Annotated in this window: 21 protein-coding genes and 3 tRNA genes; 16 read left to right on the top strand and 8 right to left on the bottom strand. The window is 41.1% G+C overall.

The window, feature by feature from the left end:
- Window positions 1–119: 119 nt before the first annotated feature.
- On the bottom strand, window positions 120–974 hold the full coding sequence (gene folD, locus ORI98_RS16625; RefSeq protein ID WP_261298930.1) for a bifunctional methylenetetrahydrofolate dehydrogenase/methenyltetrahydrofolate cyclohydrolase FolD: 855 nt from the start codon (window positions 972–974) through the stop codon (window positions 120–122).
- Window positions 975–1,228: 254 nt separating this feature from the next.
- Here folD and ORI98_RS16620 point away from each other — a divergent pair.
- The 10 genes from ORI98_RS16620 (at window position 1,229) to ORI98_RS16575 (ending at window position 11,455) form a co-directional block, all read left to right on the top strand.
- Window positions 1,229–1,305: transfer RNA gene (locus tag ORI98_RS16620), tRNA-Pro, on the top strand.
- Window positions 1,306–1,399: 94 nt separating this feature from the next.
- Window positions 1,400–1,476: transfer RNA gene (locus ORI98_RS16615), tRNA-Arg, on the top strand.
- A gap of 8 nt (window positions 1,477–1,484) precedes the next feature.
- Window positions 1,485–1,560: transfer RNA gene (locus ORI98_RS16610), tRNA-His, on the top strand.
- Window positions 1,561–1,886: 326 nt separating this feature from the next.
- Window positions 1,887–3,191: a trigger factor gene (gene tig, locus ORI98_RS16605; RefSeq protein WP_261298929.1), complete on the top strand. Its 1,305-nt coding sequence runs from the start codon at window positions 1,887–1,889 to the stop codon at window positions 3,189–3,191.
- A 90-nt stretch (window positions 3,192–3,281) separates the two neighbouring features.
- Window positions 3,282–3,893, top strand: a complete 612-nt coding sequence (gene clpP, locus ORI98_RS16600; RefSeq protein ID WP_261298928.1) for an ATP-dependent Clp endopeptidase proteolytic subunit ClpP — start codon at window positions 3,282–3,284, stop codon at window positions 3,891–3,893.
- A gap of 133 nt (window positions 3,894–4,026) precedes the next feature.
- Window positions 4,027–5,307 carry an ATP-dependent protease ATP-binding subunit ClpX gene (gene clpX, locus ORI98_RS16595; RefSeq protein WP_306135967.1) on the top strand — a complete coding sequence of 427 codons (1,281 nt, stop codon included), beginning with the start codon at window positions 4,027–4,029 and terminating at the stop codon, window positions 5,305–5,307.
- Between the two features lie 130 nt (window positions 5,308–5,437).
- Window positions 5,438–7,789 (top strand): endopeptidase La, encoded by a 2,352-nt coding sequence (gene lon / locus ORI98_RS16590; RefSeq protein ID WP_261298957.1) that lies wholly within the window; start codon window positions 5,438–5,440, stop codon window positions 7,787–7,789.
- Between the two features lie 262 nt (window positions 7,790–8,051).
- Complete coding sequence (gene hupB, locus ORI98_RS16585) at window positions 8,052–8,324, top strand: nucleoid-associated protein HU-beta (protein ID WP_261298926.1); 273 nt, start codon at window positions 8,052–8,054, stop codon at window positions 8,322–8,324.
- A 211-nt stretch (window positions 8,325–8,535) separates the two neighbouring features.
- Window positions 8,536–10,410 (top strand): SurA N-terminal domain-containing protein, encoded by a 1,875-nt coding sequence (locus ORI98_RS16580; RefSeq protein ID WP_306135966.1) that lies wholly within the window; start codon window positions 8,536–8,538, stop codon window positions 10,408–10,410.
- A gap of 166 nt (window positions 10,411–10,576) precedes the next feature.
- A complete protein-coding gene (locus ORI98_RS16575) occupies window positions 10,577–11,455 on the top strand; it encodes a GyrI-like domain-containing protein (RefSeq protein ID WP_306135965.1) in 879 nt (292 codons plus the stop codon).
- A 90-nt stretch (window positions 11,456–11,545) separates the two neighbouring features.
- Here ORI98_RS16575 and fabV read toward each other — a convergent pair whose 3' ends face one another.
- The 7 genes from fabV to pspF form a co-directional block, all read right to left on the bottom strand.
- Window positions 11,546–12,748 carry an enoyl-ACP reductase FabV gene (gene fabV, locus ORI98_RS16570; protein WP_306135964.1) on the bottom strand — a complete coding sequence of 401 codons (1,203 nt, stop codon included), beginning with the start codon at window positions 12,746–12,748 and terminating at the stop codon, window positions 11,546–11,548.
- A gap of 105 nt (window positions 12,749–12,853) precedes the next feature.
- Window positions 12,854–13,639: an ATP-binding cassette domain-containing protein gene (locus ORI98_RS16565; RefSeq protein ID WP_261298922.1), complete on the bottom strand. Its 786-nt coding sequence runs from the start codon at window positions 13,637–13,639 to the stop codon at window positions 12,854–12,856.
- Complete coding sequence (locus tag ORI98_RS16560) at window positions 13,620–14,630, bottom strand: oligopeptide/dipeptide ABC transporter ATP-binding protein (protein WP_261298921.1); 1,011 nt, start codon at window positions 14,628–14,630, stop codon at window positions 13,620–13,622. The genes ORI98_RS16565 and ORI98_RS16560 overlap by 20 nt, the downstream gene beginning before the upstream one ends.
- Before the next feature lie 3 nt (window positions 14,631–14,633).
- A complete protein-coding gene (locus ORI98_RS16555; RefSeq protein WP_261298920.1) occupies window positions 14,634–15,524 on the bottom strand; it encodes an ABC transporter permease subunit in 891 nt (296 codons plus the stop codon).
- Complete coding sequence (locus ORI98_RS16550; protein ID WP_261298919.1) at window positions 15,511–16,542, bottom strand: ABC transporter permease subunit; 1,032 nt, start codon at window positions 16,540–16,542, stop codon at window positions 15,511–15,513. Before ORI98_RS16550 ends, ORI98_RS16555 begins: the two co-directional genes overlap by 14 nt.
- Window positions 16,543–16,544: 2 nt before the next feature.
- Window positions 16,545–18,170: an ABC transporter substrate-binding protein gene (locus ORI98_RS16545; RefSeq protein WP_371931186.1), complete on the bottom strand. Its 1,626-nt coding sequence runs from the start codon at window positions 18,168–18,170 to the stop codon at window positions 16,545–16,547.
- Window positions 18,171–18,317: 147 nt separating this feature from the next.
- Window positions 18,318–19,418: a phage shock protein operon transcriptional activator gene (gene pspF, locus ORI98_RS16540; protein WP_306135963.1), complete on the bottom strand. Its 1,101-nt coding sequence runs from the start codon at window positions 19,416–19,418 to the stop codon at window positions 18,318–18,320.
- A 179-nt stretch (window positions 19,419–19,597) separates the two neighbouring features.
- Here pspF and pspA point away from each other — a divergent pair, with 179 nt between their 5' ends.
- From pspA to ORI98_RS16510, 6 genes are all read left to right on the top strand, one after another.
- Window positions 19,598–20,281 (top strand): phage shock protein PspA, encoded by a 684-nt coding sequence (gene pspA, locus ORI98_RS16535; protein ID WP_261298916.1) that lies wholly within the window; start codon window positions 19,598–19,600, stop codon window positions 20,279–20,281.
- Window positions 20,282–20,301: 20 nt separating this feature from the next.
- Window positions 20,302–20,541 carry an envelope stress response membrane protein PspB gene (gene pspB / locus ORI98_RS16530; RefSeq protein ID WP_188842879.1) on the top strand — a complete coding sequence of 80 codons (240 nt, stop codon included), beginning with the start codon at window positions 20,302–20,304 and terminating at the stop codon, window positions 20,539–20,541.
- On the top strand, window positions 20,528–20,923 hold the full coding sequence (gene pspC, locus ORI98_RS16525; RefSeq protein ID WP_306135962.1) for an envelope stress response membrane protein PspC: 396 nt from the start codon (window positions 20,528–20,530) through the stop codon (window positions 20,921–20,923). The genes pspB and pspC overlap by 14 nt, the downstream gene beginning before the upstream one ends.
- A 46-nt stretch (window positions 20,924–20,969) precedes the next feature.
- On the top strand, window positions 20,970–22,427 hold the full coding sequence (locus ORI98_RS16520; protein WP_306135961.1) for a YcjX family protein: 1,458 nt from the start codon (window positions 20,970–20,972) through the stop codon (window positions 22,425–22,427).
- A gap of 15 nt (window positions 22,428–22,442) precedes the next feature.
- Window positions 22,443–23,570 carry a TIGR01620 family protein gene (locus tag ORI98_RS16515; protein WP_306135960.1) on the top strand — a complete coding sequence of 376 codons (1,128 nt, stop codon included), beginning with the start codon at window positions 22,443–22,445 and terminating at the stop codon, window positions 23,568–23,570.
- 137 nt (window positions 23,571–23,707) lie between these two features.
- The gene (locus ORI98_RS16510; protein ID WP_306135959.1) at window positions 23,708–24,040 is read left to right on the top strand and encodes a helix-hairpin-helix domain-containing protein; all 333 of its coding nucleotides are present in this window, start codon (window positions 23,708–23,710) and stop codon (window positions 24,038–24,040) included.
- Window positions 24,041–24,069 lie beyond the last annotated feature (29 nt).

Genomic DNA, 24,069 nt, shown 5'->3' with positions numbered 1-24,069 from the left:
AAATCCCCACCAGAATACTGGTAGGGATTATCATTCATCTTCAAGATCGGTCAAGTGCCCTTAAACGATCGGCATTGGCAATACTTTAGCAGGCTTTTTTATTGGTGGCTGTTAGAGGCTTAGCTGTGGTATTGCTCACAGGCATAAAGAGTGTTTTCAAGCAAACTGGCAATCGTCATAGGGCCAACGCCACCGGGTACTGGCGTAATGTGTGCCGCATTTTGAGCTGCTACGTCATATTGTACGTCACCGACTAAGCTGCCATTGTCTAAACGGTTAATTCCCACATCGATCACAATCGCACCCGGTTTTATCCATTCTCCAGGAATAAATCCTGGCTTACCTACGGCAACAACAACAAGATCAGCTTGACGTACTTTCTGCTCAAGGTTTTTGGTAAAACGATGACAAGTCGTGGTGGTACATCCAGCTAATAACAATTCTAATGTCATTGGTCGGCCAACAATATTAGATGCGCCAACAACGGTGGCGTCTAAACCATAGGTGTCAATACCCGTAGATTTGATCAGCGTCATAATTCCCATTGGGGTACAAGAGCGTAAAACCGGAATACGCTGTGCTAGGCGACCAACATTATAAGGGTGAAACCCATCAACATCCTTATCAGGACGAATATGCTCAATCACTTTAGAGTCATCAATATGAGCAGGTAAAGGTAACTGTACTAAGATGCCGTCGATGGCAGGATCCTCATTACACTTATCAATTAATGCTAAAAGCTCTGCTTCTGTTGTTGATACATCAAGGTCAAAAGATTGCGATTGAAAACCGACTTCTTCGCAGGCCTTACGCTTACTGCCAACGTAGACTTGAGACGCAGCATCGCAGCCGACTAAGATCACCGCCAGCCCTGGTACCCGGAGTCCAGCTTCTTTACGAGCGTTAACTTTCTGTTTAAGGGTGCTGCGAATAGATTGTGCAATGGCTTTACCGTCAATAATTTGAGCAGTCATGGCTGTAGAGGTTCCTTAGAGTGACGCGGTATAGATTGATGAAGTTAATCGAACGCTATTCTAACAGGCGTATGAAAGTGTGTCATTTGCTTCACTAGGAAAATACAGTGAATAAACTATTCGCGCTATGATGCTAATCACCTTTTTGCTGCTTAAATCAACACACAGATAATTAGCTAAAAAAAATCGTTGACGATCGCAAGGTGACTCGTTAAGATGCGCTCCGTTCTTGAGACTATATAGAACGTTTACATCGGTGATTAGCGCAGCCCGGTAGCGCATCTCGTTTGGGACGAGAGGGTCAGAGGTTCGAATCCTCTATCACCGACCAAATTTCATTATTTGCTTAAATAAGATTTTTGCGGATAATATAACAAGCAAGATAGCTTGTTAAGTCAGACAGGATACAGCGAATGCTGTGCCATGCGCCCGTAGCTCAGTTGGATAGAGCACCCGCCTTCTAAGCGGGTGGTCGCAGGTTCGAATCCTGCCGGGCGTACCATTTCAATGGTGATTGTAGCTCAGTTGGTAGAGTCCCGGATTGTGATTCCGGTTGTCGTGGGTTCGAGCCCCATCAGTCACCCCATTATTCCAAAGCGATTTTTGCATCAGTCAAAATCAATTTGATGAAATAGTTGCACATTATTCGTGCGATTGTATTAAAAGCGACCTTAGGTCGCTTTTTTTATGTCTTAAAACCCACTATTGATGCTCGACTATGCAAAAAACGCTCGCTATAATGTCGCGTCTTGATAAATATCAATTATGAGCTACTAGTGCCAACAGCGTCTTCAGCATCACTAAATCGCTGTGCTGGGTCTTCTAGTCAAAATCCATGGTCAAGAAACGAATACTTAATAGTTGAGATATCGACTATTACAAAGGACGTTAGACATATTTCGAGGTAAAACAATGCAAGTTTCTGTTGAAACAACTCAAGGCCTAGAGCGTCGCCTAACCATTTCTGTTCCTGCTGAACAAATTGAAAAAGTGGTAAAAGACAACTTATTACGTGAAGCTAAACGTGCACGTATTCCAGGTTTCCGTCCTGGTAAAGTACCTGCTTCAGTAATTGAAAAACGTTATGGCGCAGCTATTCGTCAAGACGTTACTGGCGAAATCATGCAACGCAACTTCATTGAAGCTATTGTCGCTGAAAAATTAAACCCAGCGGGTGCGCCAGTTTTTGCTCCTGGTAAAGTAGAAGGCGAGAACTTTGAGTTCGTAGCAACTTTCGAAATTTACCCAGAAGTGACATTAACAGGCTTAGATTCAATCACTGTTGAACAACCTAAAGCTGAAGTTAATGACGCTGATGTTGATGCAATGATTGAAACTTTACGTAAGCAACACGCAACTTATGCGCCTGTTGAGCGTGAAGCAGCTGATGGCGATAAAGTGAAAATGAACTTTGTTGGCAGCGTTGATGGTGAAGAGTTTGATGGCGGTAAAGCTGATGACTTCGAACTTCAATTAGGCAGTAACCGTATGATCCCTGGATTTGAAACCGGTATTTTAGGTCACAAAACAGGTGAAGAATTCGAAATCGAAGTGTCATTCCCTGAAGATTACCACGCTGAAAACTTAAAAGGTAAAGCGGCTAAGTTCGTTATTACTTTAACTGAAGTTCAAGCGGCTAACCTTCCTGAAGTTAACGATGAATTCGCTTCACTATTCGGTATTGCTGATGGTGGCTTAGATGCACTTAAAGCTGAAATCCGTAAAAATATGTCTCGTGAACTTGAGCAAGCGTTAAAAGCTAACGTTAAAGAGCAAGTGATCACTGGCTTATTAGCTGCTAACGACATCACAATTCCATCTGCATTAGTTGATGGTGAAGTAAACGTTCTTCGTCAGCAAGCTATGCAACGTTTTGGCGGCGACGCTAAAAACATGCCTGAATTACCAGCTGACTTGTTCACAGAACAAGCTGAGCGTCGTGTGAAGATTGGTTTACTATTAGGTGAAGTAATCAAAACTAACGAGCTAAAAGCTGAAGATACTCGCGTTAATGCATTAATCGAATCAATGGCTTCTGCTTATGAAGATCCATCTGAAGTTGTTGCTTACTACAATGGCAACAAAGAACTGATGCAAAACATGCGTAACGTTGCTTTAGAAGAGCAAGCGGTTGAAGCTTTACTTAAAACTGCAAAAGTAACCGTTAAAGACGTCGCTTTTGAAGAATTTATGAACAAGGCTACCGGTCGCGCATAACCTTAGCTTGACTTAACAAGCGGTTCGCCATTTATAATGGCTCGTATGAGGTTCTCATACGAGCCATTTTTTATTTTAGGGAAATGAATAATGTTTAAAGCGCCAGAATCTGTACTTAATGCTCTTGTACCTATGGTTGTTGAACAAACCGCTAAAGGTGAACGTTCATACGATATCTACTCTCGTTTATTAAAAGAGCGCGTGATCTTTTTAGTAGGCCAAGTTGAAGAGCACATGGCTAATCTGATTGTGGCTCAACTATTGTTCCTAGAGTCAGAAAGCCCAGACAAAGATATTTATTTATATATTAATTCGCCAGGTGGTTCGGTTACAGCAGGCATGGCGATATATGACACTATGCAATTTATCAAGCCAAATGTTAGCACCGTTTGTATGGGTCAAGCATGCAGCATGGGTGCATTCCTACTTGCTGGTGGTGCTAAGGGTAAACGTCATTGTCTACCTAATTCTCGAGTGATGATCCATCAGCCATTAGGCGGTTTCCAGGGCCAAGCATCTGATATCGCTATTCATGCTCAGGAAATCTTAGGCATTAAAAATAAACTGAATGAGATCCTAGCTGAGCACACAGGCCAGCCTATGGAAGTGATTGAGCGTGATACAGACCGTGATAACTTCATGAGTGCTCAGCAAGCAACTGACTACGGCTTAGTTGATTCAGTAATGACATCGCGTAGCTAATACAAGCTGATTTTTTGCTGTGACTAGGTTATTCTTACATTAATTGTGAGAATAACTTGGGTATGCAGCATTCAAAGCATATCGACAAGCAGAGCTCAGACGTAAGGTCTAGGCTGCAACCAGAGGTAGAATAATGGGCGATAACAAAAATAACGGTGACAGCACAAAGCTGCTGTACTGCTCTTTTTGCGGAAAAAGCCAACATGAAGTCAGAAAGCTGATTGCTGGCCCATCGGTATATGTATGCGATGAGTGTGTGGAATTGTGTAATGACATTATCCGTGAAGAAATCAAAGAGATTTCTCCTAAGCGTGATGATGACAAATTACCTACGCCGCATGAATTACGTAATCACTTAGATGACTATGTTATTGGCCAAGATAAAGCTAAAAAAGTCTTAGCGGTCGCGGTATACAATCACTACAAACGTCTTAAAAATGCGTCGCCCAAAGATGGCATAGAATTAGGTAAAAGTAATATTTTGCTCATTGGCCCAACGGGCAGTGGTAAAACATTATTAGCCGAAACCTTAGCGCGCTCGCTAAATGTGCCGTTTACTATGGCAGATGCTACCACGTTAACCGAAGCCGGTTATGTGGGCGAGGACGTTGAAAACATCATTCAAAAGTTACTGCAAAAATGCGACTACGATGTCGAAAAAGCACAACGTGGCATCGTGTATATCGACGAGATTGATAAAATCAGCCGTAAGTCTGACAACCCATCCATTACCCGTGATGTGTCAGGTGAGGGCGTTCAGCAGGCTTTGCTTAAGTTAATTGAAGGAACTGTTGCATCCGTGCCTCCTCAAGGTGGCCGAAAGCATCCTCAGCAGGAGTTTTTACAGGTTGATACCTCTAAAATCCTATTCATCTGTGGTGGGGCATTTGCAGGCCTTGAGAAAGTGATTGAGCAGCGTGCCCATACGGGTACCGGTATTGGTTTTGGTGCAGAAGTTAAAGGTGAGGCTGATAAAGCCACGATTTCTGAAACCTTAGGGCAAGTTGAACCTGGCGACTTAGTCAAATTTGGTTTAATCCCTGAGTTTATCGGACGTTTACCTGTAGTGGCAACATTGACTGAATTAGACGAAGACGCGTTAATTCAAATTTTATCTCAGCCTAAAAATGCGCTAACTAAACAGTATGCGGCATTATTTGAGATGGAAAATGTTGAGCTTGAGTTCCGTGATGATGCATTGAAAGCCATTGCTAACAAAGCCATGAACCGTAAAACTGGTGCACGTGGTTTACGTTCAATTGTTGAAAGTATCTTACTTGACACTATGTACGATATTCCTTCACAAGACGGTGTTGTTAAAGCCGTTGTTGATGAGTCAGTCGTAAAAGGTGAATCAGCCCCTATTCTGATTTATGAAAATAATGAAGCTCAGGCAGTATCTGGCGAACAATAAATGTACAGCTAGGTAATAAGTTGAAAAATAAGGAGTCCATTGGGCTCCTTTTTTCGTATTGACCATTGAAACTGAGTACATGACCCCAATATACTCAGTAATAAGTCTTTTCATGAAACGGAATCGAGCCATGACCCAAGAGCGTGAAGCGCATATCGAACTCCCCGTATTACCCCTACGTGATGTAGTGGTATATCCCCATATGGTTATTCCGCTATTCGTCGGACGGGAAAAATCTATTCGTTGCTTAGAGTCAGCAATGGAACAAGACAAACAAATTCTATTAGTCGCACAACGAGATGCCGATCTTGATGAGCCAACAAAAGACGATATTTTTGATATCGGCACAGTTGCCTCTATTTTGCAGCTGTTAAAACTGCCTGACGGTACTGTTAAAGTGCTCGTAGAAGGTGGTCAACGCGCTAAAATTACTCGTTATACTCAAGATGAAGCCTTTTTTGTTGCAACAGCTGAATACTTAGAATCTGAATCTCTGGCAGAAAAAGAAGAAGAAGTGCTTGTTCGCAGTGCTATCGGCCAGTTTGAGGGTTACATCAAATTAAATAAGAAAATTCCTCCAGAAGTACTGACTTCGTTAACCGGAATTGATGAAGCGGCTCGTTTAGCTGACACTATGGCGGCTCACATGCCTCTTAAGCTTGAAGACAAACAGTCTGTGCTTGAGATGATCAATGTTGGTGAGCGATTAGAATACCTGATGGCTATGATGGAAGCGGAAATTGACTTGTTGCAAGTTGAGAAGCGCATTCGCACCCGTGTTAAAAAGCAGATGGAAAAAAGTCAGCGTGAGTACTATTTGAATGAGCAAATGAAAGCCATTCAAAAAGAGCTTGGCGATATTGATGAAAGCCATGACGAATTTGAAGTATTAGGCAAAAAGATTGAAGAGTCAGGCATGCCAAAAGATGCCAAAGACAAAGCCAGTGCTGAATTGAATAAGTTAAAAATGATGTCACCTATGTCAGCAGAAGCCACGGTTGTGCGTAGCTATGTTGATTGGATGACGTCAGTACCTTGGAAGAAACGTTCAAAAATTAAACGTGATTTGGCCAAGGCGCAAGACGTTTTAGATACCGATCATCACGGTCTTGAAAAAGTAAAAGAACGTATTTTGGAATATTTGGCGGTTCAAAGCCGAGTTAAGCAATTAAAAGGGCCGATTTTATGCTTAGTCGGGCCACCGGGTGTGGGTAAAACTTCACTTGGTCAGTCTATTGCTAAAGCGACTGGCCGCGAATATGTGCGTGTTGCATTAGGTGGCGTGCGTGATGAAGCTGAAATTCGCGGACATCGTCGTACTTACATTGGTTCTATGCCAGGTAAAATCATCCAAAAAATGGCTAAAGTGGGCGTTAAAAACCCATTATTCCTTTTAGATGAAATTGATAAAATGAGCTCAGATATGCGTGGCGATCCATCGTCAGCATTACTTGAGGTATTAGATCCAGAGCAAAATGCGACATTCAACGACCACTATTTAGAAGTGGATTATGATTTGTCAGACGTAATGTTTGTTGCAACGTCTAACTCAATGGACATTCCCGGTCCTTTATTAGACCGTATGGAAGTGATCCGTTTATCTGGCTATACCGAAGATGAAAAACTCAATATTGCAAAACAGCACTTACTGACAAAGCAGATTGAGCGCAACGGCTTAAAAGCGAAAGAAATTAAAGTAGATGACAGTGCCATATTAGGCATTATCCGCTACTACACTCGTGAAGCGGGCGTGCGTTCTTTAGAACGTGAGTTATCTAAAATTTGCCGTAAAGTGGTTAAGCAGATTTTATTAGATAAATCGGTTAAAACCGTAGAAGTTAACCAAGATAACCTGAAATCATTTTTGGGTGTGCAACGATTTGATTACGGTAAAGCAGAATCGAGCAACCAAATTGGCCAGGTCACTGGTTTAGCTTGGACTCAAGTCGGTGGAGATTTACTTACTATCGAAGCAACATCCGTTGCTGGTAAAGGTAAACTTACCTATACCGGTTCGTTAGGCGATGTGATGCAAGAGTCGATTAAAGCGGCAATGACAGTTGTACGGGCTAGGGCTGAACAGTTAGGTATCAATGCTGATTTTTATGAGAAGCGTGATATTCATGTGCACGTGCCAGAAGGCGCTACACCAAAAGATGGTCCTTCAGCAGGTGCGGCGATGTGTACGGCTTTAGTGTCAAGCTTAACTGGTAACCCTGTGCGCAGTGATGTGGCCATGACCGGTGAAATCACTCTTCGAGGTGAGGTTTTACCGATTGGCGGTTTAAAAGAAAAACTACTGGCAGCTCATCGTGGTGGCATTAAACACGTGTTGATCCCCAAAGAAAATGAGCGTGATTTGGAAGAAATTCCACAAAACGTCATAGCAGATTTGAAAATTCATCCAGTTCGTTGGGTTGATGAAGTATTGAAATTAGCGCTTGAACGCCCGGTTGAAGGCTTCGAAGTGGTTAAAAAGTAGCTGTTTAGTAAAAAAAGTGCTCTAGAGCATAAAAAAAGTGAAAAAAGGGGCTTAACAAAACGCTTAGCTGTGGTAGCCTAGGTTTGTGGAGAGTCAGGCACACCAAGCCCTTGGCGCACCTGACTTTGAGCTGTATCCAATTTTTATTTTTTTGGTTTTCTATGAAATTTGACATAGTGTCGAATTTTAAACAAAAAGCCTCCGCAGACCGCTCTAAACATGGATTTGGTTGCGGCGCGACAATAACATTCAAGGGGATGACATGAACAAATCTGAACTAATCGAGAAAATTGCTTCTGGTGCTGATATTTCTAAAGCTGCTGCTGGTCGTGCACTAGATTCATTTATTGCTGCTGTGACTGAAGGCTTAAAAGAAGGCGATAAAATTTCTCTAGTTGGTTTTGGTACATTTGAAGTACGTCAACGTGCTGAGCGTACTGGCCGTAACCCACAAACGGGTAAAGAAATTAAAATTGCTGCTGCGAAGATTCCTGCATTCAAAGCTGGCAAAGCGCTTAAAGACGCTGTTAACTAAGAAATAGTTAATAACGTTGCCTTTATTAAGGCATTCGTAATGTAAGCACTGCTATGGCGGTGCTTTTTACGAAATGAAATATCAATTGTTAAGTCATTGATATTCGGAGTATTGGGTTATACCCTGGGTAGCGTCTGATAACTCCATGTAAACAAGGCGCATCGACAAGAGATGCGCCTTTTTATTTTAGTCGCAACAAGCGAGAATTCAGATGTTAGAAAAAATCCGCGAAGGATCACAGGGAGTTGTTGCTAAAACGATTCTAATTCTTGTGATACTTTCATTTGCTTTTGCTGGTGTCAGTAGCTATTTAGGCTCTAACACTGGTGTTCCAGCTGCTATTGTTAATGGTACTGAAATTCCTGAAGCTGAATTAGAACAAGCTTTCCAAAATGAACGTGCAAGTTTAAAGCAGCAATATGGCGAAATGTTTGATGCCTTATCTGCTGATGACAATTATATGCAAAGTATTAAAGCCAGTGTGTTAGATCGCTTAGTGGCAAATGCTTTGGTTGATCAAGCTGCAAGTGATCTTGGTTTGCGCGTATCAGACGAACAAATAAAACAAGCTATTTTCAGTGAACCGGCTTTTCAAACTGATGGCCAATTTGATAACGATCGTTATCAAGCAGTTTTACGCCAACTAAATTATCAGCCTATAACGTTCCGTAATATGATGCATGTCGATATGACACGTCGTCAGTTATTAAACGCATTGTTAGGTAGCGACTTTGTCCTAGATGGTGAAGCTAAGCAATTGGCTGAAGTTCAAAATCAAACTCGCGACATTCGTTATATCGCCGTGGATGCAATGCCTTTCCTTGCTACTGCAAACGTGACGACGGAAGATGCTAAAGCATATTACGACAGTAACTTAACTCAATTTAATAGTCCTGAGCAGGTTAGCCTAGAATATGTTGAGTTAAATGTTAATGATATTGCTAAAGATGTCTCAGTTGATGATGCTGAAATCAGCCAAAATTATGAAGATAATCAAGCACAATACCAAACGCCCGAAAAACGTTTAGCAAGTCACATCTATGCCGCGAGTGGCGATGATGCGGCTGACAAGGCTAAATTAGAAGCCATTGCGGCTCGTATCGCAGCGGGTGAAGATTTTGCTGAATTAGCTAAAACAGAATCAGAAGATCAATTCAGTGCTGAGCAGGGCGGTCAAATTGACTGGTTTGAACAGGGCGTGATGGATCCTGCATTCGATGAAGCGTTATTTGGTCTTGAAAAAGGGCAAGTATCAGGTGTTGTTAAAGGTGAGTTCGGATTCCATATCATCAAATTAGTTGATATTCAGCCAGGTGCTGTAGCTGCGTTTGATGATGTAAAAGATAAAATTATTGCTCAAGTTAAAGAAAAGAAAGCACTAGATATCTTTTATGGTTTACAGACTAAGCTTGCTGATACCAGTTATGAAATTCCTGACACTTTGTTAGATACTGCTAACGCCGTTAAAAAAGAAGTGCAAACAACAGGTTTATTTACCCGTGATAACCCACCGGCTAACTTGAACAAACCTGCACTGGTTAAAGCTGCGTTTTCAGATCAAGTACTGACAAGTGGCATGAACAGCGATGTGATTGAACTTGAGCCTAATCATGTAGTGGTTATTCGTGTTAAGCAGCATCTGGATGCTGGCACTTTGAGTTTCGATAAAGTTGAAACCAACATAGTGCAACGTCTTAAACAAGAGAAAGCCAATGAAACAGCCCGTGAAAAAGCAGCGGGTTACATGACTCAACTAAAAGCGGGTGATTTTGCTCTTACAGATGCTCAACTGATCACTGTGTCTAAATTAGGCCGCTTTAATCAAGACATTGATGCTGCCATTGCCAATAAAGCTTTCAAGATGCCTACGCCAGAAGCTGGGGCTGTGTCAATTGATACCGCGGCATTAGGTTCAGGATATGCTGTCGTTGTGCTTGATAAAGTTAATGCAGCTGAGACTATTGAAGCAAGTGCATTACAGTCAGTAAAAGAAGGTCTTGCTCGTCAATACGGACAAGCTGATTATCGTGCAGTGATTGATTCTCTTAAAGCGAAAGCAACAATTGAATATCCTGTAGCTGAGTAATTTTTATTAGCAATAATAAGCCAAGGTGATTATGACCTTGGCTTTTTTGTTTCTAAAAATCAGACTTTTATTTATGATGAAGATTGACTACGTTACCTTGAACCTTCAAGACGTGAATAATAGTTCGTAGCTTTAACGTAAACATTGATTAAAATAAGGCGCTACTGTGGCTCTAGAACAACAATTTGAGCATGTTTTACAATTCATTGATGAGCATTTAAGTGAAAACCTGTCGCTCGCACTCTTAGCGGATAAAGCAGGGGTGCCAGTTAATCATTTCGAATTTATTTTCCATAGTTTGTATCATACTCAATTCAAAGACTATTTATCATTATTACGCAATATGGAAGCGGCTCAAACCTTAAGTTTTGATAAGTCAGTGAGTATTGAACACGTTGCTCAAATAGCAGGTTATGCCTCAACCACGGCATTTGTTGATGGTTTTACTCTCAGTATTGGTCAAAGCCCTGAATCGTTTAGACAAGCGCCAAACTGGGCCAATTTTTTTTCGAAGCAACAGCCGTTAAAAACGCTCTCAGAAGGGCATGAACAATTAGGCTATTTAGATGCCAATATTCGCGTTGAGACGCTGGAAGAGCTTGAATTGCTGATGATTGAACATCGTGGCCCTGCATTATATGTTTCTCAGTCTATTCAGGCCTTAATTGCGTTTAGAAAAGCACACAGCTTACTGCCATCGCAACAGCGTACATTCAATTTTATTTATTCTTTGCCTCAGGATCACAGCCACAATTATTCAATCGACATTGGTGTGAGTGTATCTCAAGCACAGTTAAGCGCGTTACAGGAGGTATTGTCTGGCTCTGCTCATTTTAAGGTAAAAACATTGCCTAAAGGACGCTATGCGGTGTTATCCCATAATGGTTCTCAAGATGAATTAAACGGTAAAATAAAGTATTTGTATGGCACTTGGCTGACAAAGATGAACTATCAGCTTAGAGAGCAGCCATTAACATTTGAACGCTTTGATATGGGGAATGATGATGAGAATGTTAATCTTAAAATCTATTTAGCAATTACATAAACTTGCAGTGCAGGGGGCTGTAATACATGGCTAATAAAATAACAAAAAACCAGCCTAGGTGGCTGGTTTTTAATGGTATGACAATATTGATTATAGGCTAATCACGTCAAACTCTACATTTGGATCGACATCAGCTTCGTAATCGATACCTTCAATACCAAAGCCAAATAGCTTCAAAAATTCTTCTTTGTATTCGCGGTAATCGGTTAGCTCAGATAAATTCTCAGTGGTCACTTGTGGCCACAGATCACGGCAATGCTTCTGAATTTCTTCACGTAATTCCCAGTCATCTAAGCGTAAACGATTTGATTCATCTACTGCAGGCGCTTGACCGTCAGCGCGGTATAAACGCTCGCTGAACATACGATAAATTTGGTCCATACAGCCTTCATGAAGACCTTCTTCACGCATCTTCTTAAATACCATGGCGATATACAATGGCATTACCGGAATGGCAGAACTTGCTTGGGTTACTACACTTTTAAGCACAGCAACATTGGCACTGCCGCCAGTTGCAGACAACTTGGTATTTAACGCATGCGCGGCACGGTCTAAATCCATTTTGGCTTTACCTAATGCCCCGTGCCAGTAGATTGGCCAGGTGATCTCGGTACCAATATAGCTATAAGCTACGGTTTTACAGCCATCAGCTAATACACCAGCCTGTGAAAGGGCTTCCATCCACAGTTCCCAATCTTGTCCGCCCATGACCGTCACAGTGTCGGCAATTTCTTGTTCTGTAGCAGGTTCAACTGAGGTTTCAATAATGGTGTCTTTGTTAGTATCGACTGCTGTTGCGCTATAGGTTTCACCCATAGGTTTTAGGCTTGAACGGATAACTTCACCAGTATCTGGTAATTTACGCACTGGAGAGGCCAGTGAATAAACCACCATATCAATTTGATCTAAGTCTGCTTTAATCAGCTCAATGACTTTTTGTTTAGCTTCATGACTGAAAGCATCGCAGTTTATACTTTTTGAATATAAACCTTCGGCTTTAGCAAACTTATCAAACGCGGCAGAGTTATACCAACCTGCAGTACCGGGTTTGGTTTCTGAGCTTGGTTTTTCAAAAAATACACCGATTGTGGCCGCGTCACTACCAAATGCTGAAGCGATACGTGAAGATAAACCATAACCACTTGATGAACCGACAACTAATACTTTCTTAGGGCCGTTTGATATTTTACCTTTGGCTTTAGTGAGTTCGACTTGTTCTTTGACGTTAGCCTCACAACCAACAGGGTGAGTCGTGGTACAAATAAAGCCACGAATTTTGGGTTTAATAATCATAAGTCAGTTTCTTCCTTTTTAGTTGGCACTAGGATAATAAGTTCATCGGTGAAATGGCACTGATTTTTGTCTAAAGTGCCTAATTTGGCCAGTGGTTGGAGCAGTTTAACGCTTTTGCATAAATTGACTTTGCTCTTGGATAAGCCTTTGGGTGTATTCATGTTGTGGTGACGTGAATAAGTCTTCTGTTTTGGCTTTTTCTACTAAGCAACCATTTTGCAGCACCATCACCTTATCACTGATATGCCTAATGATATTTAAATTATGGGACACAAAAATATAGGATAAACCCAGCTCTCTTTGAAGCTTTAAGAGTAAGTTGATGATCTGTGAACGCACCGATAAATCAAGTGCCGTTAACGCTTCATCGGCAATAATAATCTTAGGATTTAGCATCAATGCCCTGGCCACTGCCACACGTTGTTTTTGTCCTTCAGACACCATGTGCGGATAAAAATTAACATGTTCGGGCAATAAACCGACTTTCCTTAAGGTATCAATAACCTGAACTTTACGCTCTTCAGCAGATAAATCGGTACTGAAACGCAGTGGCTCATTTAATAAATCACCAATAGTTAATCTAGGATTCAACGAAGTGTTTGGATCCTGAAATATCATTCTGATTAGACGGCAACGTTGCTTTAAATTGCGAGACTCTAAGGCTTCGCCTTCAAAAAATATATCGCCACTGCTGCGCTGCTCTGCACCGACAAGAATACGAGCCAAGGTCGATTTCCCAGATCCAACTTCACCGACAATCGCCAAGGTTTCACCTCGCTCAAGCTCAAATGAAACTGGCATTAAGGCATCATAATATTGTGGCGTAAATCCCTTATAACCTGTTAAGTACTGTTTACTTAGGTTAGTCACTTTAAGCAAAGGTGTTGTCATCGGCTTCTTGCTCATTTTTGTAAGGGAAGTGGCATGCAAATGCACGATCTTTTAATTGCTCTAAATTGGGTTGTTTAACACATTGACGCTTCGCTTCTGGACATCTAGGCCCCAGACGACAGCCTGCAGGCAGATTCTGAACCGATGGTGATGAACCCTGTAGTGTTGGTAAGTTGGATTTGTGACGCATCTTACCAGTGTAATCAGGTAAATTCTTTAACAAGGCCCGTGTATAAGGGTGAAAAGGGCTTGAGACTAATTCTGATGTCAAGCCAGATTCCATCATTTGCCCACCATACAGCACCGTGAGGTGGTCACAATACTGAACTAAGGTCTCAAGTTCATGGCTGACTAATAAAATGGACACATTTTGTAGCTGATTTAACTGCGATAGTAGTCTGAAAATTTGTGCTTGGGTGTTTAATTCCATCGAATTGGTCGGTTCGTCAGCTATTAGCAACTTGGGATGGTTTGCCACAGCCATAGCAATCATGACTTTTTGGCATTCGCCTTCAGATAATTCCCAAGGAAAACATTTCATTAAGGCTTTAGGACTTTTAATGCCGACTTTATGGAGCCATTTTTGGGCGTTTAAATAAGTATCTTTTGACCTACGCCAAAAAGGCACATTTTTATTGGGAGTGATGGCCTCGATTAATTGACTGCCGACGGTCTTAACCGGATCTAAGCTGCCTGAGGGATCTTGAAAAACCATCGAAATATCACTACCCATAATACAGCGACGCTCTTTTGCGGTTAACTCTAATAAGTTTTGCCCATCAAACATCATTCTGTCGGCAATAACATGCCAGTTTGGACCAAGAATACCGAGAATGGCTTTTGCCAGAATACTTCTGCCAGATCCTGATTCACCAACTAGTCCATGGATTTCGCCAGGATTCATGGTCAAACTCACTTTCTCGAGCACAGCGACCCTACCCGTGTCGGTATCCAGCTCTATGGTAAGGTTTCTAATATCGAGTAATGGCATAGGTTAGTTTCTTATTGGGGCTATTGCGGAACGTAATCCGTCGCCCACAAGGTTAACGGCAAGTACGCTGAATAAAATGGCTACACCCGGAATAGTCACCGTCCAAGGTGCTAGTAAAAGGTTATCAAGTCCTTGAGCGATCATCGCTCCCCATTCAGGACTGGGAGCCTGGGCTCCTAAGTTGAGAAACCCAAGTGCTGCGATATCTAATATTGCCGCGGAAATAGCCATAGTGACTTGAATAATCAGTACTTCCCAAACGTTTGGCATGATGACATACCAAAATATTTGCAAATCGTTGGCACCATCCAGTTTGGCCGCTGTTACATATTCTTTTTGTAGCTCTTCATGTACCGCTTGATGTATGGTGCGAATAAATTGCGGCACCATTGCAATTCCGACTGCCCAAAAGACATTACTTAATCCTGGTCCAATAACGGCGACCACCAAAATTGCCATTAATAAGGATGGGATAGAGAGTAAACCATCAAGCAAATGGCCTAAAATACTCGATTTTAAACCGCGCATCATGCCGGAAACCGCGCCAATAATAAAGCCAAAGAATAAAGCACAACTGACAATAATCAATGACATACCGAAGGTTAATTGCACGCCGTGTAATATTCGGCTGAAAATATCACGTCCTAGATCATCGGTGCCAAGAAAGTACTCAACATGTCCTAATGGATCCCATGATGGTGGTAAAAGCAGTATCTGCTGATTCTGTTCATTCACTGAATAAGGAGCAATAAATGGTGCAAGAAGGGTTAATACCAGTAAAAATCCAACGCCCCAAAGGCCAATTAAAGCAAATGGGTTATGGGAGAATGATTTCCATACACGCCCAGCAGGAGTCGCAATATAATCCTGCTTATAAATCTTAATAGGTGGCATACAGTTCCTTTTTACTCATGGGGTTAATGGCTGTATGAATAAACTCAATCAATATACTAAGGAAAATAATCAATAATGATACAGATAAAATACCTGCTTGAATGACGGTATAGTCACGTTGATAAATGCCTGACACTAGCCAGCTTCCCACTCCAGGCCAGGAGAAAATAACTTCTACAACAATACCATAGCTTGCAAATGAACCTAACATAATACCGATACTTTTAAGTACGGGGATCATCGCATTGGGTAAAGCATGACGAATGATAATTTTGAGGGTATGTAATCCACGCGCTTCTGCAGCACGAATATAGGTTTGATTCATCACTTGCAACATTGCTTGACGAGTAATACGCACAATTAAAGTAAAAGGCAGTACGGCCAAGGTTATTGCGGGTAAAATCAAATGCATCAAGGCATCGACAAAAGCTTGCTGGCTGTATATTGAATCAGAGAGTAAGGTATCAATTAACATAAAACCGCTCACGGTCTCTATTTGATACAAAAGATTAATTTGCCCTGAAATGGGTAGCCAGCCTAAATTAACCCCAAACCACAATGAGAGCGTCAACCCAAGCCAGAACACTGGAATGGAGTAGCCAGTTAATGTCAGCCCTAAAATACTGCGTTGTATCAGCTTATTTTTACTGAGCGCGGCAGTAACACCAATGGGTACACCGAAAATTAACGCAATAAACCCTGAAAATAACGACAGCTCAAATGATGCAGGCAGCACGGTTTTCAATTCTTCAAAAACCAATTGTTGTGAGTTATTCGAGATGCCCATGTTGCCACTTAAACGTTGTTCAACGTAGGCAATAAATTGGCTAAAACGGTTGCTATCTAAATTGAAATCGTCGTTAGCTTGAGTGATTTGAGCTGCAGTGGGTTGTTGGATCCCAGTGAGAGCATAGTGTTCGTTAACAGGAAAAAGATGAGTCGCATAAAACAACACAGCCATCATGATGAGGGTAGTGGCTAAAAATAAGCTAACTCGTCTAAAAAAGTATCGCCACATGGTTAATTACTCTCTTGATGATTTTGTACGATTTTGGCAAATGCAATACCACCATAAGGTCTGACTTGCATTGACGTAATGGTATCTTTTTTCAAGATAACTTTTTGAGCATGTGCAATCGGGATTAAAGGCACTCGATCACTCAAAATAGCTTCGGCAGCTTGATAGAATGCTTTACGGTCTTCTCTTATGGTGGTGTTTTGTGCTTGCGTTAATAAGTGGTCAAAATCAGCCTGACACCATTTAGATCGATTATTATTTGATGATAAGGCTGCGCAACTCAGCAGGGGGGTAAAAAAGTTATCGGGATCACTGTTATCGGCATTCCAACCAATCAGTACGGAGTCATAATCATCACTGGCCAATTTCTGGGTAAAAACACTCCAATCGTATGAGATAATATTGATTTTAACGCCTACTTTGGCCAAATCTCCCTGAATCAATTCAGCCGTTTTAAGCGCATTTGGGTTATAAATTCGTGCGACAGGCATTGCCCAAATATCAATTGCTAAGTTTTTTATCCCAGCTTGCTCTAAAAGTAATTTGGCTTTTGCTGGATTATATTCATTACTGGCTAGATTGGCTGAATATGCCCAGGATGCTGGCGGCAAAATACCATTCGCTTCAACAGCAATATCATTATAGACCACGTCTAAAATATTCTGTTTATCAATAGCGTGGGCAATGGCTCTTCTTACTCGAATATCATTTAAAGGTGGCTTCTGAGTATTCAACGCCCAAAAAGCGACGTTAAGCCCAGGTTTTGCATCAACTTTGATGTGCTTATGCTGATCAATTACCGCTAACTCGCCGGCTTTAGGTAATGCAGAGACACTGCAGTCCCCTGTGATGAGTTTTGCAATTCGCGCAGTGCTCTTCGGTGTAATATCAAAAACCAGATGCTCTATATCGGGTTGAGCTCCCCAATAATTAGGGTGACGAATATAACGAATATATTCATTTTTAATGTATTGAGTTAATTGAAAAGGTCCGGTACCCACTGGTTGTAAATCTATCTGTTCAGGCACTCCATCTTTGAGTAACTTTGTCGCATATTCCGCGGACAGCATCACGGCAAAATCAGTGGCGAGATTAGATAAAAAAGAAGCATCTTTACGATTCAGATGAAATATAACTTGGTAGTCATTAACCTTTTCAATAGACGAAATAAGCTGTTCAAAACTAATACTTTGAAAGAAAGGGTAACCTGTACGGCTTACTGAATGGTAGGGATGTTGAGAGTCTATAATGCGGTTGAAAGAAAATAATACATCATCAGCATTAAACACTCGTTGCGGTTTAAAACGATGGGTCTCATGGAACAATACGTTATGACGCAGATTAAAGGTATAACTTAAACCATCATCGCTAATGTACCAGTCGGTAGCGAGTCCCGGTACAATATCGCCTAAATCAGGATTGTAATTTACCAGTCTGCTGTATATTTGATGTGATGTGGCATCAATGGTCGTGCCTGAGGTAACAAGTTGTGGATTGAAGCTTTCAGGGTTACCTTCACTGCAATATACCAAGCCCGGCGGAAGAGTTGCTTGGCCACACGCACTGAGTAACAGTCCGGTAAGACATACAAACATTAGTTGAAACCGTTGTTTCAAGAACACAGTCATAGCGAAATCGTATTTTTGCGGATCTGAGTGGTCATTTTAGCAGTGTAAATATCTTGGTAGCAAACAAGTTATTAAATTGTTTTTGGTGACTTTTTATCATCGCCCTTTAAAGCCTAATGGATTAAAGGACGATGTGATTATTTGTTGTTAGAGTAAATTGTATTTTTTTAAGATGCCACGCAATTGATGGTAACTCAGGCCGAGTATTTCTGCGGTTTTCTTTTGATTAAATTGACTTTCAGCTAAGGCCAATTGCAGTAATTCAATTTCTTGCTTTTCGGTATGCTCTTTAAAGTCGAGAGGAAAAGTGATTTGAGCTGCCGTGCCAGAACTTGTTGCGTTAGATAAATCCGACGCTAAAGCAGGGTTTGGGTCAGTGTTAACTTCTTTAACTGGTTCAGCCATTTGAGCCGATGTGGCGGCAACTTGTTGACGTTCTTTTGTTTTTATACGTGTTTGTGGACGATAAGGTGATGCGAATGGATCCAAAATAATATGATCAATCTCCTGTCCGTCGCTTCCTTCACGATAAACACTACGCTCAACCACGTTTTTCAGTTCGCGAATATTACCTGGCCATGTATGGCTCATAAGCTGCTCAACTGCCAATGGGCTGAATCCGCCGAAATATTCTAATTTAAGTTGCCGTGCCATACTGATGGCGAAGTATTCGGCTAAATCCATAATATCTTCTGTACGACAACGAAGTGGCGGTAAGGTGATCACATCAAATGCAAGTCGGTCGAGTAAATCCGCTCGAAATTCGCCTAAATCAGCCAGTGATGGTAAGTCTTCATTGGCAGCACAAATCAAACGCACGTCAGTTTGTACCGTTTTACTGCCACCGACACGTTCGAATTCGCCATATTCAATAACGCGTAATAGTTTTTCTTGGATAAGACCTGATGTGTTCGCTAACTCATCTAAAAATAATGTGCCGCCATTAGCGCGCTCAAAACGACCTTCATGTTTACCTTTTGCGCCAGTAAATGCCCCAGATTCATGGCCAAACAACTCTGATTCGAGTAAGTTTTCACTTAATGATGAGCAATTAAGTTTAATAAAACTTTGATCCCATCTACCTGATAGGTAATGTAAACGTTCTGCTATGAGTTCTTTACCTGTACCGCGTTCACCAATAATCAGTACAGGCTTTGACAAAGTCGCTATTTTCGAGACATGCTCTAATACTTCAAGCAGTGCATTAGATTGTCCGATGAGGTTATCTTGTTGAAATTGCTTATTCACAGTATTTGTTAGTCTTTTACGCTAATTATTGGTGAAAATAATAATAAGTGGCTCCGTACATAAAAGAAAGAGAAATGTGAAAATATAGTTAATCTGTTGATATTAAAGTAATTATAAATGTTGGCACACATAATGTATTAGTTATTGCGTCATCCACATAGAAAACTGAGGTACATATTATGGGTATTTTTTCTCGCTTTGCTGATATCGTTAATTCAAACATCAGCGCAATCCTTGATAAAGCAGAAGATCCAGAAAAAATGGTTCGTCTGATTATACAAGAAATGGAAGATACGGTTGTCGAGGTTCGTTCTACTTCAGCTAAAGTTCTTGCTGAGAAAAAAGAATTGCTTCGCCGTATCACTCGAGTGCAAGAGCAGGTTCACGATTGGGAAGAAAAAGCGGAATTAGCTATTTCTAAAGACCGTGAAGATTTAGCTAAAGCGGCATTAGTTGAAAAGCAAAAAACGGCTACTTTGTTAGCAACGCTTGAAGCTGAATTGAAAGTCGTTGAAGAGCATATTGCGCGTTTAAAAGATGAAGTGAGCCAGTTACAAGAAAAGTTAACTGATGCGCGAGCACGTCAAAAGACTATCATCATGCGTAAGCAAACAGCCACTTCACGTTTAGAAGTAAAAAAGCAGCTTGATTCAAGTAAAATTGATGATGCCATGATGAAATTCGAGCAATATGAGCGTCGGGTTGAAGGACTTGAGGCACAGGTTGATGCTTATGATTTAGGTAAAAAGTCAACTTTAGACGATGAGTTTGCTGCGCTAGCTGCTGAAGATTCTGTTAACGATGAGTTGGCAGCATTAAAAGCAAAAGTAAAAGCAAAAAATCAACCTAAATCAAAAGCGTAATAATTTTTCAGAGGTGAGTTATGGATATGGATCTTCTTATTGCACCAATTATCATTTTTATGATTGTTGTGGCTCCTATCTGGTTGGTGCTTCATTATCGCAGTAAGCGACAAGTGAGCCAGGGGCTCACTGATGAAGAATTTAACCAGCTAAATGATTTAATTGCGAAGGCGGATAAAATGAATGGTCGCATTCATACTTTAGAAGCTATCCTTGATGCAGAATCTCCAGAGTGGAGGACGAAACATGAGCGAGTCTAACGGACGTACCTTATACCGTAATCCGCAATCAGGAAAAATTGCTGGAGTGTGTGCGGGAATCGCAGAGTATTTTAACTTTGAAGTTTGGTTAGTAAGAGTGGTCTCAGCATCAATTTTATTACTAGGTGGCAGCGGTTTTATTGTGGTTATTTACATTGCGATGTGGATGATTTTAGATGTAAAACCACGTAATCAGTCACATTTAGATGCGCACAAAGATATTGAAGTTAAAAAGAAAGTTTGGCAGGCTGGCGAGCCAGCAAAACAGGCGCTATTTGATGTAAATCGTCAGTTTGCATCGTTAGAGTCAAGATTACAAAAATTGGAAAAACATGTCACTTCAGACACTTTTGATTTGAAACGCCAAATCAATAATCTGTAATCAAATCTAGGGCGGTTATCCGCCCTTGTTTTATTTGGAACTTACAATGAGTCTACTGGAACGCTCGTTCAATAAAATCGCTCAATCCGCCCAATCATTGGTTCACCGCAGTACAGATAGGCATGTGCGTTTGGCTGTCACGGGGTTGTCTGGCGCAGGTAAAACCGCTTTTATCACAGGGTTAGTGAATCAGTTATTACACGCGGGACTCAACTTTGATAAGAATCCACTGCCTTTATGGCAAGTCGCTAGAGACGGTCGTTTATTGGGTGTTAAACGTACTTTACAGCCAGATCTCAATATTGCTCGTTTTGATTATCAAAATGCTATGCAAGCTTTGGGTGGGCAACCGCCAGTTTGGCCACCTTCAACACGAAACATCACTGAGCTTAGATTGGCTATTAAATATCGTCCCGAACAAGGGGTATTAGCTAAATTGACAGATTCAGCCACATTATATGTGGATATTGTTGATTACCCAGGTGAGTGGTTATTAGATCTTCCAATGCTTAAACAGGATTTTGCAGCTTGGTGTTTAAACCAGCAGGATGCCGTGACGCGCTTACAAAGCAGTTCATTGTATGCTGTTTTTAGCGATCTTATTGCGGGTATTGAGTTAGCCGCTGCTGCTGACGAACAAGTACTAAAAAAGATTGCCGATACTTATCAAAACTTGCTTAATGAGATGGTACATAAACACGGGTACTATTTTGCACAGCCTGGAAGAATGTTGTTACCCGGTGAATTTGAGCATACTCCATTACTGACTTTTTTCCCGTTGTTAAGTTTATCACCGCTGCAACATGCACAATTCAACGATACTGAAGCAACTAGCTATTACCAGGTGCTAAAAACGCGTTATCAAGAGTATGTTTCCAAAGTGGTAAAACCTTTTTATCAAGATCACTTTGCTAAGTTCGATCGTCAAGTGGTGTTAGTGGATTGTTTAAATGGGCTTAATCATGGGCAAGCGCAGTTCAATGATATGGCACAAGCACTAAACAGCATAATGGAGAGCTTTCAATTTGGTCAATCCAGTCTGCTTAAACGTCTTTTTTCACCCCAAATTGATAAGGTGCTATTTGCCGCAAGTCAGGTAGACCGAGTCACTCGAAGCCAACAGAGTCATATTTTAAATTTATTAACAGAAATGTTAAAACAGAGCCAACATTTTGCACGCTTTGAAGGTTGTGAAGTGGAAACCATGGCGATCAGTGCAATCAAGGCGACTCAACATGGCATGATTAATTCGGCTAATGGTCAGCAAGAAGTGCTTAAGGGTACGGATAAAACCGGAAAGTTAGTAACACTTTACCCTGGAGATGTGCCAAGTCATCTACCACTGGCTGATTTTTGGCAGCAACAAGGCTTTGGCTTTTGTGCATTTTCACCGCCGTCTTTAGCTTCTTTGCCAGATGCCAATGTTGATCCCCAACAGCGCCTTTATCCGCATATTCGCTTAGATCATTTACTAGAGTTTTTGTTGGGCGATAAGCTGACCTAACAATTGAGTAAAAATATGAAGAACAATAACATAAAGCCGGCTCAAGTGTTTTCTGAACAACAAACGGTTGATGCTAAAACAGATGATGCTGTGTCTACAGTGCAACCGCCTTTAAAGCCCGCGCAATCTTTCAATGAGGCTGATTTTATTGATGAGTTGGCATTAGCAACGGACAAAACAGCTGATGACCTTCAATCATTGATGCCAGAGAGTGTGCTTGACGAAGTACTAAAGGAATCGAAGCAACCCAAAAGATGGTCTTTGTTGGCCAAGCTATCGCTTATTTCTGTCGGATTGTTGATTATTGTGCAGACGGTAACGGGTTTATTGACTGCTTTTGAACAAAGCCCATATTTGTTTGGTTTTTATGCATTTGTACTTGGTGTGTTGATCACCTGGTTGAGTGTTATTGTGATTAAAGAGTGGCGAAAACTTGTGGCTCTCAAACAGGTCGGTGTCAATCAAGATACTGCTACCCGATTGGCTGACAGTATGCAGATTGGTGAAGCTGGGCCCTATATTGAGTCATTGCTTCTACATTATCCTGATAACCAGGCTAAGCATGCTTATTTGTCTCAAGTCAGTGTTGAGCATAATGATGCTGAAAAAGTTATGTTATTTGATGACCTTGTGTTATCAGAGCGGGATGAATTAGCCAAAAAATATGTGAGTCGCTTTTCTGCTGAATCAGCTTTGCTGCTTGCTGCTAGTCCATTAGCGGCATTAGATATGGCACTCATTTTATGGCGTAATCAAGCCATGATTTCAAAAATTGCCAAAGTTTACGGTATTGAGCTAGGGTACTGGAGCCGCATAAAGTTGATTCGTTCAATTATCGTCAATATTATCTATGCTGGTACCGCTGAGGTCGCAACCGATTTAGGTACCCAATTATTGTCAGTTGAAATGACAGGTAAGCTATCTGCCAGAGTCGCGCAAGGTTTAGGTGGTGGATTACTGACGGCTAGATTAGGCTATCAGGCTATGGCTTTATGTCGGCCGATTAAGTTCAATAAAAAAAACAAACCTAAGTTAAGCAAAATCCATCAACACTTGTTGTCTGAGATAAAAGGATTAACTGCTGACGCAATTAACCAGTCAAAAGTATTAAAAGCAACTGATGAAAAGCAAAAAGTACAATAAATTAAGCAGATTTTTTGTGGTTTTTTTAATCAAAGTCTAATCTTAATATCTATCTTAATGACGAGATAGATTACTGAGCCCCGCCAGGGAATAGGGAAGTCGGCATTTGGCTCTGATTAGGACATAGGAGAAATAAGATGAAATTATCACCTTTTAGTTTGTTTGCTGTAATGACGATAGGGTTACTATCATTTGCGCATATCAACCTACATGCCGCGCAAGAAACGCCTGCGAAACAAGTGAGTCAAAAAGTGGTTGAGGCTAAATCTGACGTCACCTCAAAAGTGAATATTAATAAAGCTGATTTAGCGGAGTTACAATCATTAAATGGCATTGGTGAAGCAAAAGCTAAGTCTATCATCGAATACCGTAATAAAAATGGTAAATTTAAAGATGTAAAACAGCTGATGGAAGTCAGTGGGATAGGTGAAAAGTTATTAGCGCAAAATGCCGGTAGATTGGTCATTTAACCCTACTTATTAAGATAAAAAAGGAAGCA

The sequence above is a fragment of the Shewanella sp. ULN5 genome (genome assembly GCF_030731885.1).
GTDB lineage: Bacteria > Pseudomonadota > Gammaproteobacteria > Enterobacterales > Shewanellaceae > Shewanella > Shewanella holmiensis.
The sequence above is the reverse complement of the archived record's forward strand: the minus strand, read 5'-3'. Positions and strand labels throughout refer to the sequence as shown.